Raw genomic sequence first — 15607 nt, 5'->3', positions numbered from 1 at the left:
TACCAATAAATTGGAATCGCTTCCACTTTAACACAAAAAAAACCGGCCATGAGCCAAATTAGTCCGGTTTTTTTGCTTTGGCGAGCGAAGCACGTTCGGTCACGCTGACTGCATACTCGTGGGTGTACGGCCGGTTCATGTCGTAGCAGCGATTGAGCAGGCAGTTCAAGCCATTGAGCGTCATTTCGGTCCAGGGCATATGCACTGAGGATAAGCGCGGCGCGGTGAAATCGGCGCTGTGCGTATCGTCGTAGCCAAGCACCGATACCTTGCCCGGCACGTCCACGCCAGCCTGCTGGAAGTACGAAAGCGCCCCTACTGCCATCTCGTCGTTGGCACAGAAGACGGCAGTAAATTCATGGCCCGAGTCCAGCAGCGCCTTGGCCGAATCCCAGCCACCCTCAGGCGCGAAATTACTTTCGGTGACCCACAACTTGTCGGTGTTGATGCCCGCTTCGCGCAATTCCTGCATGAAGCCGTCGATGCGTTCCACGTTATCGGGCGCGTGATTGGGACCTGTAATGACGGCGATCTTCTTGTGCTTTTTGTCGAGCAGTGCGCGCGCGGCCATGCGCCCGCCCAGATGATGGTCGACCGTGAAGCAGCGCTCTTCCATGCCGGGCAGGCTGTGGTTAAGCAGGACCATGCGCGATTTGCGCGGACCCAGCGCGGCAATGTCCTCGGCCTTGAGCGCGTTGGTCATCACCAGTACGCCATCGCAGCCGCGCTGATTCAGAAAATCGATGCCCTCCACAGCCTGCTGGCGTTCATCGACACTGCCGGTGCCAAAACCGACCACCATGTTCAGGCCAGCCGCACGCAGCTCGGCATAGACCAGCTGCAGAATCGGGGTATAAAAGGTACCGCTCAGGAAGGGGATGTACACCCCCACCATCTGCGAATTACCCGACATGAGGGAACGGGCCGCGTGGGAAGGCTGGAAGTCGAGTTCCTCGATCGCCTTGCGTACGCGGGCCAGCGTCTTCGGCGATACGGCGCCCTTCCCGCTGACGACGCGTGATGCGGTTCCAAGGCCGACACCGGCCAGCTGTGCTACGTCTTTAAGGGTTGCCACGCGTGCTTTCGTCCGTAATAACGGGCTAAGGATACTGCAATGAAGGGGGGCTGTACAAGTAGGCAAGACTGCCGTGCACGGGGGCCCCACCCCATGCTACCGCTAACATGGCCGACACCCCCAGAATAACCACACACCGTCCTCGCGCAGGCGGGGACCCATACCACCTATCCGACTTCGGAAGGTAGAACCAGTCCGCTGCGCCTTACCGTCGCCCACCCGCGGCCGATCCTCAAGCCGCCATCTTCGGCGCCGGACACATCGCCGCCACATACTCCGCATGACTTGGCATCGCCTCAACACAAGCCGCAATGGTCTTGTGCACCGCCCCCACAAAAGCTGCAATATCGTCCTTGCTACGCTGATCAACCAGTGGATGATAGCTCTGCGCACGCAGCCCCTGGCCATGCATAATCTGCAACCAGCTCGCATCGGCAAACAGCTCATCGCCCTTGCGGAAGATGCGCCCATGCCCCTGGTACAGCGCAATGCGCTCGCGCACCGAATCCGGCACCGCCATGTCGCGGCAGTAGGTCCAGAAAGGCGAATCGGTACGCCGGTTCACGTGATAGTGCATGATCAGGAAATCGCGAATACGCTCGTATTCATCATCGGACTGCGCATTGAACATGTCCACGTCCGCCTGGCGGAACGAACGGTCCGGGAACAGCGCGATCAAGCGCATGATCGCCGTCTGCACCATGTGAATACTGGTCGACTCCAGCGGCTCCATGAAGCCGCCAGCCAGTCCGATGGCCACGCAGTTGCGGTTCCACGCCTTCTTGCGCTTGCCCGTGGTGAAGCGAATCAGGCGCGGTTCGGCAAGTGCCTCCCCTTCCAGATTGGCCATCAGGATCGCCTGCGCTTCGTCGGCACTCATGAACTTACTGGAAAAGACATGGCCATTACCGGTACGGTGCTGCAGCGGGATGCGCCATTGCCAGCCGCTGCGGTGCGCCGTCGAACGCGTGTAGGGCGCGAGCGAACCGTCTGACACGCAAGGCACGGCAATAGCGCTGTCGGCCGGCAGCAGCGCGCTCCAGTCCTCGAAGCCGGTCTGCAGCGTCTTTTCGATCAGCAGACCGCTCAGCCCAGAGCAGTCAATGAACAGGTCGCCCTTGATCTTCTCGCCATTTTCCATGACCACTGCTTCGATAAAGCCATCGCCGCCGCGCAGTTCGGTGTTGACGATGCGCCCTTCAATGCGCTTGACGCCCTGCGCCTCGCTCACGCCACGCAGGAATTTGGCATACAGCCCGGCGTCGAAATGGAAGGCATACGCAATGTCAGCCAGCGGCGAATTGGGCATGTCGTCCGGGGGCCGCATGAATTTGCCGTGACGCGGCGCCAGCGTATTGATTGAATAGGCGCCCAGGTCATCCGCCTCGCCCAGTTGATACAGCTTGAGCCAGTACTGGTAAAACTTGGCCAGCACCTGATCGCGCCCGATCTGCCCGAAGCCATGGATGTAATTGTCCCCTTCCCCACCCCAGTTGCGAAACTCGATCCCGAGTTTGAAGGTGGCCTGGGTCTGGCGCATGAACTCATTCTCGTCCAGCCCAAGCAAATGGTTGAAGGCGCGGATGCTGGGAATGGTGGCCTCGCCTACACCGATGGTGGAAATCGCGTCCGACTCGACCAGGCGAATCCGATGCCCGGCCGGCAACAGGCGCGACAAAGCCGCCGCCGTCATCCAGCCGGCAGTACCGCCGCCGACGATGACGATGTCTTCCAGCTGGCCGTTCACTGTTCGTTCCTGAGTGCGGCCGCAATGCCTTTTTGCGCCTTCTCAGCCGGCATTTTGGTATTCCAGAACGCGGTCAGCACGTCCTGCATGGCGCCATTCTGGTCCGGCGTGAGATACACCTCGCCGATGCCCACATGGCGAGTGCGGTCCTTCATGATATTGAGACCGATGCGCGCGCATTCGTCCATGCTCGACGCGTCCACATCGCCGCGAATCGGGATCGACCCTTTCAGCTTGTTAAAGGCCACCTGGGTCGATGGCGCGACAATGGTGCTGGCCAACAGCTTCTGGTACTTGATCTGCTGCGCATTGGTCGTCTTGGGGAAGACAAAGGCATCGCCTTGGATCAGATAAGGCGACTTGGCGTTAAATCCGGCGATGCAGCCAAACTCTTTACCTGCCGTCATTTTGGCAGCCGCGAATTCGCCCTTGGCCCAGTCGCCCATCACTTGCACGCCAGCCTTGCCGCTGATGACCATGGCGGTGGCGTCGTTCCAGTTGCGGCCCGGGGAACCGGCATCGACATAGGTCTGCAGACGTTTGAAGGTCAGCAGCACCTTCTTGAATGCCTCCGAATTGATTGCAGCCTGATCGCGGTCGCGCAGCACCTTCAGATACAGATCGGTCCCGCCCACGTGCGCCAGCATGGCCAGGAACAGGATGTTCTCCTGCCACGACTGGCCACCGTGCGCCAGCGGCACAATGCCCGCTGCCTTAAGTTTGTCGAAGGCGGCAAAGAGTTCTTCGATGGAGGCCGGCTCCTTGGCAATGCCTGCCTTTTTGAAGGCCGCCTTGGAGTACCAGATCCACGACTGCATATGAATATTGACCGGCACCGCGTAGTAGTGGCCCTTGACGCGGATAACGTTCAGAATAGGCTCGGGCAGGAATTTGTCCCACCCTTCCTTGAGCGCCACGTCGTCCACATTATTGAGCATGCCCTGCTCGATCAGATCAGTAAACTGTTTGGTGGTATTGAACTGCGCAGCCATGGGCGGATTGCCGCCAACGATGCGGTTGATCGCCACCGCGCGTGCCTGGTCGGCGCCGGCAATGGCGGTATCGTTCCACACCCCGCCCTGCTTGCGGTAAGCATCGGCGATGGTGCGTACGGCGGCGGCCTCGCTGTTGGAGGTCCACCAGTGAATGACTTCGGGTTTCGGGTCGGCTGCCTGCGCGCTGGCGGCGGCACAGGCGAGCATCGCCGCGACCGCCAGTTGTCGTGCTTTGTACATCGTGTCTCCTGAGTGAGCGGAGCGGATCTTGGCCCGCTTGATATTGGAAGGGTTTCCAAAGTAGTCATTTGACTATATCATTCAATGATTTTGAGTGTCAACGCGGAGCTGCAAATGTTCAACCCCCGCCCCACAATTCGCTATGTGCCGATCATCCCCGGGCAAGCCTGTGCGGTGGTCGACGATTTTCTGCTCGATCCGCACAATCTGCGCGAATGGGCCGCCGCCGAACGCTCCCGCTTCGCCATTGATCCCGACAATTACTATCCGGGCCCCGAGCTGGATCTGGGACCGGCGTTTGCCGGCGCTTTGGAGACGTTTTTCTCGCTGCATGTGCGGCGGGCCCTGGGCGGCAGACGCACGCTGCATACATCCGCGCGGCTGGCCATGGCCACCTTGCCCGCGGCGCAGCTCAGTCCTTTGCAGCGTCTGTGCCACCGCGATGCCGTCACCATGCCCGACAACGAAGGCGTGGCTGCCAGTGTGGCCTATCTGTTCGAAGCGCCGGACATGGGTGGTACCAGCTTTTATGCCCCGACCAGGTCGGCGCAGGAAACGGCGCATTATCTGCAGCGCGCAGCCGATGGCAGCGAACCTGTGGATGCGGCATACCTGAGCAAATCGACTCCATGGTTCGAACAGGTGTGCACGGTGCCAGCGAAATTCAACCGCGCGATTTTCTACGATGGCACCTTGTTCCATGCTGCCCAGATCAGCCGCCCCGATCTTCTGACCGCCGACCCGGCAACCGGACGTTTGACGGTAAATGGGTTTTTCAGGTATCGCAAGACTGCAAGCTGATTCATCGGATGCAGTATTATTTGAGCCTTCCATGTCCATCCGCCGCACCCCTCCCCCGGACAATGGTGACAGTGCCAAAAGAACGTGAAGATGAAGCCTGAAGTCCAACCCAACAAAATCGTCGTACTGTCCGGATCAGGTCTCAGCGCCGAGAGCGGCCTGCCGACTTTCCGCGACTCGAACGGGCTATGGAATCAGTATGCATGGCATGAAGTGGCGTCACCCGAGGGTTGGCAGGCGCGTCCCGAAGCCGTTCTCGCCTTCTACAACGAACGCCGGGCCAAGGCGGCCGCGGTGGCGCCAAATGCTGCCCATCGCGCCATTGCTGCGCTTGAACAAGCGTACGAAGTTGTGGTCGTTACGCAGAACGTCGATGATTTGCATGAGCGTGCGGGTTCGACCAATATCCTTCACGTGCACGGAGAACTCATATACGCCCGGGGTACATCGGATGCGCGCTTGCGCTACCGGATCGATGCCGCGCCGATCACACTGGGTCAGCTGTGCGAGCACGGCACCCAGCTGCGTCCCGACATTGTCTGGTTTGGTGAGCCAACCCAATTCATGGAAGAAGCGCGTGCCCACGTGGCAAGCGCCGCAAAAGTATTAGTGGTGGGTACATCGCTATCAGTGTATCCGGCGGCGGGGCTCGTCAAAGCCGCGCGCGGCCGCGCAGAAAAGGTGCTGAACTGTCTCGACTTTGATAAAGTCCCTTTCGGTTACACGTTCATGCAGGGCAAAGCCACAGAGGTGGTGCCGGCGCTCGTCAATACCTGGTTAAACCAGGCTCAATCCCAAGCCTAAAAAATCGATGGAATCGACATACGACATCGCGCTCGCGCAGGCGGCTAGCATGCGAGCTCCCTATGCCACGTAACCGAAGTCGAAGAAGTGGAATGGGCCCCCGCCAAGGGGGGCGCCGAGCCCGAGGGCCATGTTGTTGGTCGGCGCGCTTGATTGAACTAATCACAACGGCCGTCCTTTATCGAGTATTTGGACTTGAATGGGCCATCGTGCGTGTGGAGTGACGCAGCTACCACCTACGTGCGCGAGCTCGCGGTGTTGGATTCGATATACTTCTCCGCCAAAATCACTTTCGCAATGCGGTGCGAGACGTGCTTGACAAAAGGCGCGCCCGGTTCGTCTGAGCGCACCAGGAAATATTCGCCGTGCTGGTTACGCGCATAGCGCTCAATTGATAGAAGGAAGCCAGCGTTGCCCCGTTTTCCCATTTCTTCCACGGTAGCGATCACCGTCGCACTGGCGCCATCGAATTGATACAGTGGGTCGCTCAGTTCCAGTTTTGCTTCCAAAAACTGGCGGTCGAAGCGCGCACGAAACGCTCTTGCGCTCTTCGCCCGCACGTAAAACCGGTCGACCAAGATCGCAATCAGCGCGAAAATAAAGATGAGACAGAATGTTGCGTTCATGGCGCAGTATCGCAACACGAGCGCACGTTGTAAAGTTGACTTGATCGCCTGTGCAAGCCGAAAACCAACATCGCCCTCGCGCAGGCGGGGGCCCATACCACTTCACTGACTTCGGTTACGTGGCATGGCCCCCCGCCTCCGCGAGGGCGATGTTGGTGCTAAGTGCGCTTGCTTCCTGCTACCTTTGTTCAAGCCGCCTTCTTCACCGGCGCCTGACAATTGGCCCGAATGAAATCCAGGTGTCCCGGCATCGCATCCACGCACTTGCGGATCACGGCCGCTGTGTTGTGCAGGAAGTCCGCAATTTCTTCCGGCGAGCGCTGGTCCACCACGGGATTGTAGGAACGCGGGCGCATACCCTGGCCGTGCATGACCTGCAGCCAGCTGTCTTCGGGGAACAGCTCCTCGTTCTCGCGCAGGATGCGCCCATGGCTGGCAAACAGGTCGAGTTTGCGCTGCAGCGCGGCCGGCACTTCCATCTCCTGCACGTAGCGCCAGAAGTCCGAGTCGTCGCGTGCGTTGACCTTGTAGTGGCAAATCAGGAAGTCGCGGATCTGGGCGTACTCGTTGTCGCACAGGCGGTTAAAGGTATCGATGTCGACCTGGTCGAAACCGCAGTCCGGGAAGAAGGTAATCAGGCGCATCAGGGCCGTCTTCACCATATGAATGCTGGTCGACTCCAGCGGCTCCATGAAGCCGCCCGACAGGCCGATGGCCACGCAGTTCTTGTTCCACGTCTGCTTGCGCTTACCCGTGACGAACTTGAGCAGGCGGGGCTCAGCCAGCGGTTTGCCTTCCAGGTTATTCATCAGGATCTTCTCGGCCTCGGCCGGTTCCATGAAGCGGCTGGAGAACACGTGTCCGTTACCTGTGCGGTGCTGCAGCGGAATGCGCCACTGCCAGCCAGCCGAATGGGCGGTGGACCGGGTCAGCGCCTGCATGCTGCCGGCCGTCTCGCAAGGCACGGCGATGGCGCGGTCGCACGGGAGCCAGTGGCTCCAGTCCTCGTAACCAGTGTGCAGCGCCTGTTCGATCAGCAGCCCGACCAGGCCGGAGCAGTCGATGAAGAAGTCAGCCTCGATGCGCTGCCCGTTTTCCATCACGACCGCTTCGATGAAGCCGTCGCCTTCACGCAGCACGGTGCCAACGATCTTGCCCTCGATGCGCTGCACGCCACGCGCTTCGCTGTAGGTGCGCAGGTAACGCGCGTACAGCCCCGCGTCGAAGTGAAATGCGTATGACAGGTCGGACAACGGCGAATTGGGCAGGTCCGGCCGGCCGCGCGAGAAGCGGCCCATGCGCGCCGCCACGGTGTTGATCGAGAACGGCTCCATGGTTGGTGCATGCCCCATCTGGTTCATCTTGAGCCAGTACTGGTAGAAATTGGCGGTGGGCTGATCGCGCCCCACCGAGCCAAAGCCGTGAATATAGTTGTCGCCTTTTTTGCCCCAGTTGACGAACTCGATGCCCAGCTTGAAGGTGCCCTGGGTGGCGCGAATGAAGTCGTTCTCGTCGATGCCAAGGTGAAGATTGAAGTTGCGGATGCTGGGGATGGTCGCCTCCCCTACCCCGATGGTCGAGATCTGATCCGATTCGATCAGCTGGTAACTGTGACCCGCCGGCAGCAGCTGCGACAACGCCGATGCCGCCATCCATCCGGCCGTACCGCCGCCGACGATGACAATCTTTCTGACCTTTTTATCTTCCATATCTCAACCTCGTGTCGTTAAATGCAAAAAAGCCGATGCGGTCCGCTGCCAGGCAAGACCACATCGGCTGGCGCGCCCCGAAGGGCGGCTCTGGGACGCTTAGTAGCTGATACCCATCCGTACACCGTACATGCGCGGCTCGATGAAGCTGGCGATCATCTGCCCGCCCAGACCACTGCCGCCCCAGTTCTTGGCGCGTTCGTCGGTCAGGTTACGGACATAAGCCTCAGCATGGAAGCGATTGTCCGGCGAGTCAAGTCGCAGCGATGCATCGAAGGTGGCATACGCCTTCTGGAAGCGGCCGATGTGGGCAAATTCGTCATTGCGCACGTCGAAGTACACTTTGTCGCGCCAGTTACCCTTGATGTAAGGCGTGATCTTGTAGCCATTCTCCAGGTTGAACGCCTGCGAGAAGTTCAGCGCCATGGTGTACTTTGGCGCGTTCGGCAGACGGTTGCCCGTCACGTCATACAGACGCTTGCCGTTGTCCGGACCTGCACCAGCGTATGGCGTTGGGCAGCGGGTCTGGTTGAACTCGACGCGCTCGTCGCACAGGTAGTCGTCGCTGAACGAACCATAGTCGCGGATCGAGGTGTTCAGGTTCGAGAACGAACCGCCCACTTTGCCGCCCTTCCATGGCTTGTAGTCCCACTCGACTTCCAGGCCCGAGATGCGGGTGTTACCGACGTTGATGGTGCGCCAGGTTTCATACACGTCGCACTTCGGCTGGTCGCTGGCGCACGGTACATTGCCCGGTGGCTGGAACTTGGTGACGAAGTAGGTACCGGTCAGCTGCTGGTCCTTGTAGCGCATCATGAAGGCGACGGCCGACAGGCTCAGACGGTTGTCCAGGAATTTACCCTTGTAGCCAAATTCCAGATTGGTGACCAGCTCTGGCTTGTAAGGCAGGAAGGTCGGGGTACCTGGTTTGCCGTCCAGGCAGATGTTACCGCCGCAGCTATCCACCTTGTCGCCGAAGCCGCCGGCCTTGTAGCCGGTCGACAGCGCGGTGTAGGCCATCTGGTTGTCGGTGACCTGCTTTTGCAGACCAAGGCGCCAGGTGACTTTTTTCCACGAATCGGAATGGTCGTTTGGCGAAGGGATGCCGTACAGCGCATACGCTTGCGCGCTGCCGCCCACGGTCGGCCCGAGGTCATTGCCCTGCGGGATACGGTAGCCCGGCGTGTTTGGCGTGCCCGGATCGTAGGTGTTGTTATAGAAGGCCTTGGAGCCGGCCCAGCCACCCAGATTCAAACCATCCTTGTCGGTCTTGCTGTCACGCGAGAAGCGTGCGCCGGCAGTGGCCGTCCAGGTAGGCTGGAATTTCCAGTCAGCCTGGGCGAAGATCGCCTTGGCATCGACCTGACGGTTCGGCTGCGCGTAGAACGCGCCCGATGCCAGTGCGTGCGGCTTGCGGAAGAAGTCAACCACCTCATAGTTGATCTGGTTTTTCTCGTGCATCCAGAACAGGCCGGCGACGTATTGGATGGTGTCGTACTGCTGCTTGAGCTGCAGTTCCTGCACGGTCGAGACGTACTTCGAATCCCAGGTGGCCTGATAACGGTCGTCCAGCGGCCAGGTACCCCAGTTATTGGCGTCCGGACGGTTTGGATAGTCAGCGCTGATCTGGAACGGCAACGCGGCAGTCAGGCCCTTGTCGGCGTCGTAGATCTGGAAGCGGCGCTGGTCAGCCACCATGAAGTTGTAATCGAGGCTGGTGTTCTTGTTGACGGCCCAGCTGGCGCCACCACGCAGCGACTTGATGGTCATGTCCGTGCGGCCCGGCACGTTCACCAGCAGATCCCACTGGCCACCGGTGCAGGCGTAGCGGGTGCCAGCACGCTGGTCGCAATCGGCAAAACTGGTGCCGCCGGCGCTATTGTCCTGGAAGATTTCGAAAGCGGCGTTCAGGGTCAGGTCAGGATTAACCTTCAGCTTCGCGGCCAGACGCGCTGCGTACGAGTCCTGATTGGTGTAGAAGTCTTTTTTCGAGACTGGCACGTTCCAGCGCTGGTCGACATCGGGAATGCCGTCCGGGATCCAGCCACGGGCCGGATCGTTGGCCTCGCGCTTGTCCTGCATCTGATTGGCGTAACCGTCGCGCTTGACCGCGGTGACCGCTGCCCGCAGGGCCAGGCTTTCATTGACGGTGATGTTCTGAATCAGATTAAGCTGGCGCTTGTTGTAATTGCCAATGTCCAGCTCCGCCTTGCCGTAGTTGCCGCTGAAGTCCGGCTTAGCCGAAATCACGTTCACGCTACCGCCGGTGGAGTTACGGCCAAACAGCGTACCTTGCGGGCCGCGCAGCACCTCAACCTGTTCAACGTCGAACATCAGCGCTTGCGCACCTTGTGGACGTGGCGAATACAAGCCGTCGATGTGGAAGCCGACCGCAGGGTCGCCAATTTCGGTGGTGTTGGACGAGGTGATGCCGCGGATCGTGATCTGCACGGCGGAGTCGCCCGTCTGCTGGATGTTCACGTTCGGGATTTCATTGGCCAGGTCTTTGGCGCTGGTTACACCCAGGCGCGACAGATTGTCCTGGCTGAAGGCGCTGACTGCAATCGGCGTCTTCAACAGCGAGGTCGAGTAGCGGGTGGCCGTAACCTTGACTTCAGGGATGAAGTCCTTGTCGGCCGCCTGCCCTTCCGCTGGCGGGGTCGGACTTGTCGCCTGGGCGTGCGCGGACATGGAAATCAGTCCGCAGACGCTGGCCACGGCCAGACTCATAAGTGTTCGCTTGGTATTCGGGTGCAACATCGCGTCTCCTTGTTATTTTCGTTGTCAACTTCTGGGTGCTGCTCGCAGCTTGCCGGCATGAGAAAAAATACCGGCGCCACCTCGGCGCCGGTGAATCACACCAACGTTCAGTACTCACTGGAAGCAGCTGTTTCCTTTTAATTGGAAACGCTCCCAATCGATGGCAAAATATAACACCCATTGTTTTTCGATGTCAACGAGACTTTATGCGGCGTTGCAATAGTTTCGCATTTCACACACAGTGCAACGCTGTGAGACACTAGCCGATTCACTCTATGGGATCGGCGTATGTGGACAGGCGTGTTGTGTGGTCTATTGGCCGGGGCCATGTGGGGCATGGTGTTCATCGTGCCGGAGTTGCTGCCGGCGTTCACGCCAGTGGAACTGGCCGTTGGCCGCTACACAGCGTATGGAGCGATCGCCTTCGGCCTGATGCTGCCCCGGCTGAAAGGCTTGTTCGGCCGGCTCGAGCGCAGCGACTACGCGGCCTTGCTGCGGCATGCGCTGGCTGGCAACATCGTCTATTACATGTTGCTTGCGCTGGGCGTGAAGCTGGCAGGCGTCGCCCCCACCTCGCTCATCATCGGCGTGTTGCCAATTGCCGTCACGCTCATGGGCCGCAAGGACCATGGCGCCCTGCCCCTCAAATCGCTGGCGCTGCCCTTGATCATCGTGGCCATTGGCATTGCATGCATCAACCTTGACGTATTCCAGCAAGCGCAGCTGGCAGACGCGCGCCCTGGCCACATTTTGCTCGGTCTGCTGTGCGCAACGGGCGCCTTGCTGTGCTGGAGCTGGTACGCGATCGACAATGCGCGCTATCTGAAACGCAATCCCCATTTCAGCAGCGCCGAGTGGTCTGCCCTGTACGGCCTGGCCAGCGGCATCATCGCACTGGTGATTGGTGTGCTGTGCCTGGCGGTGTGGCATGACGCTGTCACTGGCGCGGCAGGCGCGGCCAGCGGCCGCAACTGGACGATGTTCTGGATCACCAACACCCTGCTGGCACTGGGTGCATCAGTGATCGGCAATCATCTGTGGAACATCGCTAGCCGGCGCGTGCCAGTCACCTTGTCGGGCCAATTGATCTTGTTTGAAACCTTGTTTGCGCTGCTGTACGGGTTCATTTACGTGCACCGTTTGCCACGCCCATTGGAGATCGCGGCGATGGCCTTACTGACTGTCGGTGTGGTGTGGTCCGTGCGCGTGCATGCAGTTGACGAGGAGCTTGTTCCAGCCTGAAATTTCGTAGTCCAATGCAGACTGAGTCAGGGCAGCGCTTTCCTACAAGCGCGCTGGAAATGCACCGACTCAGTGCGCAGCTGCGTTCGCCTACGATGGAGTCTCTCGCAATCGAGCACAAGTTTGAAGCGGGTTTCATCAACGAAAACATCAGGAGATTAACCATGGCAACGAACAATCAAGGCGGCAATAACAAAGGCAACAACCAATCGGACAACAAGGGTGGCAACCGCGGCGGTAACCAGGGTGGCAACAACCAGAGCGGTGACACCAGCAACCGCGGCTTTGCATCGATGGATCCAGAGCGTCAGCGTGAAATCGCCGCTGAAGGCGGCCGTGCGGCACACGCCTCGGGCAACGCGCACGAGTTCACCTCGGAAGAAGCACGCGAGGCAGGCAAGATGAGCCACGGTGGCGGCAATCAGCAAAGCGGTTCGGACAGCGGCTCGCGCGGTTCGTCGGGCAGCAACAAGCAGTCGGATTCTGACAGCGGTTCATCGCGCTCGGGCGGCAAGTCGGGCAGCAGCAAGCAATCCGACTCCGATAGCGGCTCGTCGCGCTCCGGCGGCAAATCCGGCAGCTCCTCCGGCTCGCGCTGATCGAGTAGGTGATTAGCCCATGCCCACTTCGCGTGGGCATTTTTTTCGTCCGTACTATCGCAGGTGCAGCAAAAATTGTTGTTGTGTTTTTGCACTCACTGGGAACGTTTCCAAAAAATGGTGGAGAAGCGGATTAATTGGTGATAGTTTGCTCGACATACCATGAAGGGGGAGCGATGAATCGAGTCAAACTGCAATTGCTATGCACGAGTTTTGTTGCGCTGACGGCTTGCGGCGGCGGCAGCGCCAACTCGGCGCCGGCGCCGGCGCCAGCTGCGGCAGCACCGGCACCGGTCGTACCGGCCATGCCCGTAGGCGGCGTGCCGACCGGCTGGAAACTGGTCTGGGCGGATGAATTCAACGTCAACGGCTTGCCTGATGCGAGTAAATGGGGTTTCGACACCAGCCGCAACAAGGATGGCTGGTACAACAACGAGCTGCAATATTATTCGCGTGACCGGGTGGAAAATTCGCGTATCTTCGACGGCAAGCTGATCATTCAAGCACGCAAGGAACGCCTCACCGCCGCTGCCGATTACGGTGGCCAGCCCTACACCTCTGCGCGCCTGCTCACGCAAGGCAAAGCCGCGTGGAAATACGGTTTCTTCGAGATTCGGGCCAAGCTGCCGTGCGGTCTGGGCACCTGGCCAGCCATCTGGATGCTGGGCACCAGCGGCGCAGACTGGCCTCTTGTCGGTGAAATTGACATCATGGAGCATGTGGGTAAGAAACAGGGCGAGGTTCTGGGCACGGTTCACACGGCAGCCTACAACCACACCATCAATACCCAAAAAGGCGCGGCGACCATGGTGCCGGACGCTTGCGATGCTTTCCATAACTACCAGCTGCGATGGGAGGCCGACCAGATCGTGGTTGGCGTGGATAACAAATACTTCTTCCAGTTTGCCAATCCAAAAGATGGCGACGTGAAGAAATGGCCCTTCGACGTGCCGCAGTATCTAATACTAAACGTGGCCTTAGGCGGGGACCTGGGCGGCCCGGTGAATGACGCCATCTTCCCCGTGCAAATGGAAGTCGACTACGTCCGCATCTACCAGCCCTAATCTACATCGCCCTCGCGGAGGCGGGGGCCCATAGCACCTTTGAACCGTCGCGCAGTGTCGCCGAGTCAGACACCCCGCAAATCATCCACCGCCTTTTCCCCAAACCGCTCACTCAACAAATACCCCACCACCGCCCGCGCACAATCCGCCGGCGACACCAGCCCCCCACTCTCCTTGAGGTCGACAAACCGCTGCCGAATCGGAAACCGCGCCACCGGCGTCGCGCGAATCTGCGCCTGCATGGCAGTATCAATCACCCCCGGCGCCAGGCTGCAAATCCTGACTCCAGGCGCGGCATCCAAGGCCACCGCTCGCGCATGATGATCAAGAGCGGCTTTGGTCGCACAATAAACGCTCCAACCCGGATAAGCATTGCGCCCCGCCCCGCTGGAAATATGCAGAATGCGCGTTTCGCGGTCTTTCATGATGGCAGCCACCGAAGCCGATAGCATCAGCGGAGCAGCAATATTCAAGGAGACCGATGCAGCGAGTTGCGCAGGATTCTGATCGAACAAAGCGCCTACCGGCTGCACCATGCCGGCATTATTGATCAGCAATGCGACATCGGCATCCTGAAGAAACGCTTGCAGCTGAGGGCCTCTGAGCCAATCCCCCAACAGGACTGTGGAACCGAGATCGATGGGCACTTGCCTGCTCTCGGGGGACAGCGCATCTGACTGACCGCGTGCCAGCCCCATGACGGGTATAGCTTGCCGATCCAATTCTGCTGCCAGTGCGGCGCCGAGACCATGGGTGTGCCCCGTGACGATTGCTTTAAGTGACTTCAAAGTTTCCCCCCTTAATCTGGCTCCCCAAGTCGCGGTATAACAGGCAGGTTTTTTCTCTCATTTTTGCAGACTTTAAATGTCATCCTGCAGAACTGGTCAGTCTTTCTCAGTCGAGAACCAGCCACCAGCTCTGTTTTGATTCACGATCTTAAACTTGGAAAGGAAATAGGGCCGATAGGTCCAAAATACAATGAGCTCGCGCGCTCTCCGCTCCGTTTCGAACTGCGGAAATCGCTGCTCCAGCACAACGATGCCAGTCGCGCTTTTGCCGGGCTCTATTGTGAGGCTATCAGTAAGACCAGGCCGGAACGTGATATTACACGCCGTTTTGGGGCTGCGAAAGTACAATCAAGGCCGAATGCCCGCGCCACTGCCACGTGCGCCACGGCATTCGACCGCATCGGCACTCTCTGCGCACAAGATAACGCGGCATTGTTTTGCTGCCGCGACTGACCTTGCCGCACCACACTGCTTCCATTTCACCAAGAATGGAGACGGCCCGGACGTCGTTGCTTTTGTATGCGTGACCATCGCAGCTAGCAGCGCAACTTCCTTGTCTGCCTGGGACATTAACTCTGTTCTGGAAAGTATCGGCTTACGCTTGACGGGCATCGGCGCTTTGCCCTTCCTCTTAGACGTCACCATCTTCGCCGGTTTTGCGGCCTTCGCGCGATGCTCGATAGCACGCGGCGCCCGTTTTAGTTCAATGCGTTTGACTGTCGGGGGCGCTAGTTCGGCGGCGGGCGTCGTTTCTTTTACCAAAATCGGCGGCGCCGCATCGCTATCGAGCAATTCATCGGCCGCAGAGTTTTGCAAGGGTGGCGGCTCGGCTATCACCGGCTCGGTTCCGGCCACGATGATTTGTTTGCCGCTTTCATCGCCCGACCAGAGCATGGTTGCCGCGCCGATGGCCAGCATCAGTGCGCCACATAATGCCCAGGGAAACCTGGCAAGCCCCCATTTGGCGGCGGGCTCGCCATCGAGACAATCGAGCCCGCCTACAATGCGGGGACGGTTGGCTGAATCTTCATCATCGGAATTAATCAGACTGGGCCGACCGGGCGTCGGCGGGGGTTGGTCGCTCGGATGCAAGATGCGCTCCTTGTGAATTGCTAGAATGACTTCGCTAGTTTCACAATAAAAGCTGGGCCCGGTTC

General features: G+C 59.5%; 13 protein-coding genes. 5 read left to right on the top strand and 8 right to left on the bottom strand.

The genetic code is table 11. The features are described from left to right. Positions 1–58: 58 nt before the first annotated feature. The 3 genes from BUC24_RS07470 to BUC24_RS07460 all read right to left on the bottom strand — a co-directional run bounded on the left by BUC24_RS07470 (position 59) and on the right by BUC24_RS07460 (position 4057). Positions 59–1075 (bottom strand): LacI family DNA-binding transcriptional regulator, encoded by a 1017-nt coding sequence (locus BUC24_RS07470; RefSeq protein ID WP_073213428.1) that lies wholly within the window; start codon positions 1073–1075, stop codon positions 59–61. A 232-nt stretch (positions 1076–1307) separates the two neighbouring features. Continuing rightward, on the bottom strand, positions 1308–2822 hold the full coding sequence (locus BUC24_RS07465) for a tryptophan halogenase family protein (protein WP_073213427.1): 1515 nt from the start codon (positions 2820–2822) through the stop codon (positions 1308–1310). After that, positions 2819–4057 carry an ABC transporter substrate-binding protein gene (locus BUC24_RS07460; RefSeq protein ID WP_073213426.1) on the bottom strand — a complete coding sequence of 413 codons (1239 nt, stop codon included), beginning with the start codon at positions 4055–4057 and terminating at the stop codon, positions 2819–2821. Before BUC24_RS07460 ends, BUC24_RS07465 begins: the two co-directional genes overlap by 4 nt. Positions 4058–4171: 114 nt before the next feature. On the opposite strand from BUC24_RS07460, the gene BUC24_RS07455 reads away from it, so the two are divergent. Next, entirely contained in the window at positions 4172–4858 is a 687-nt protein-coding gene (locus BUC24_RS07455; RefSeq protein WP_143167420.1) for a DUF6445 family protein, read from the top strand. Positions 4859–4948: 90 nt separating this feature from the next. Next, a complete protein-coding gene (locus BUC24_RS07450; protein WP_073213424.1) occupies positions 4949–5662 on the top strand; it encodes an SIR2 family NAD-dependent protein deacylase in 714 nt (237 codons plus the stop codon). 236 nt (positions 5663–5898) lie between these two features. Here BUC24_RS07450 and BUC24_RS07445 read toward each other — a convergent pair whose 3' ends face one another. The 3 genes from BUC24_RS07445 to BUC24_RS07435 form a co-directional block, all read right to left on the bottom strand. After that, complete coding sequence (locus BUC24_RS07445; protein ID WP_143167419.1) at positions 5899–6384, bottom strand: hypothetical protein; 486 nt, start codon at positions 6382–6384, stop codon at positions 5899–5901. Between the two features lie 92 nt (positions 6385–6476). Further along, complete coding sequence (locus tag BUC24_RS07440) at positions 6477–7997, bottom strand: tryptophan halogenase family protein (protein ID WP_073213422.1); 1521 nt, start codon at positions 7995–7997, stop codon at positions 6477–6479. Positions 7998–8096: 99 nt separating this feature from the next. Further along, positions 8097–10757: a TonB-dependent receptor gene (locus BUC24_RS07435; protein ID WP_073213421.1), complete on the bottom strand. Its 2661-nt coding sequence runs from the start codon at positions 10755–10757 to the stop codon at positions 8097–8099. 288 nt (positions 10758–11045) lie between these two features. Here BUC24_RS07435 and BUC24_RS07430 point away from each other — a divergent pair, with 288 nt between their 5' ends. The 3 genes from BUC24_RS07430 to BUC24_RS07420 all read left to right on the top strand — a co-directional run bounded on the left by BUC24_RS07430 (position 11046) and on the right by BUC24_RS07420 (position 13662). Further along, complete coding sequence (locus BUC24_RS07430; protein ID WP_073213420.1) at positions 11046–11999, top strand: DMT family transporter; 954 nt, start codon at positions 11046–11048, stop codon at positions 11997–11999. A gap of 164 nt (positions 12000–12163) precedes the next feature. Further along, positions 12164–12598 (top strand): KGG domain-containing protein, encoded by a 435-nt coding sequence (locus BUC24_RS07425; protein WP_073213419.1) that lies wholly within the window; start codon positions 12164–12166, stop codon positions 12596–12598. A gap of 176 nt (positions 12599–12774) precedes the next feature. Next, positions 12775–13662 (top strand): glycoside hydrolase family 16 protein, encoded by an 888-nt coding sequence (locus BUC24_RS07420; protein WP_143167418.1) that lies wholly within the window; start codon positions 12775–12777, stop codon positions 13660–13662. Positions 13663–13727: 65 nt separating this feature from the next. Here BUC24_RS07420 and BUC24_RS07415 read toward each other — a convergent pair whose 3' ends face one another. Next, the gene (locus BUC24_RS07415) at positions 13728–14450 is read right to left on the bottom strand and encodes an SDR family oxidoreductase (RefSeq protein ID WP_073213418.1); all 723 of its coding nucleotides are present in this window, start codon (positions 14448–14450) and stop codon (positions 13728–13730) included. A gap of 348 nt (positions 14451–14798) precedes the next feature. Beyond that, on the bottom strand, positions 14799–15542 hold the full coding sequence (locus tag BUC24_RS07405) for a hypothetical protein (RefSeq protein WP_143167417.1): 744 nt from the start codon (positions 15540–15542) through the stop codon (positions 14799–14801). Between the last annotated feature and the right edge of the window lie 65 nt (positions 15543–15607).

Origin of the sequence: Massilia sp. CF038 (genome assembly GCF_900129765.1) — a bacterium.
Lineage (GTDB): Bacteria > Pseudomonadota > Gammaproteobacteria > Burkholderiales > Burkholderiaceae_D > Telluria_A.
The sequence above is the reverse complement of the archived record's forward strand: the minus strand, read 5'-3'. Positions and strand labels throughout refer to the sequence as shown.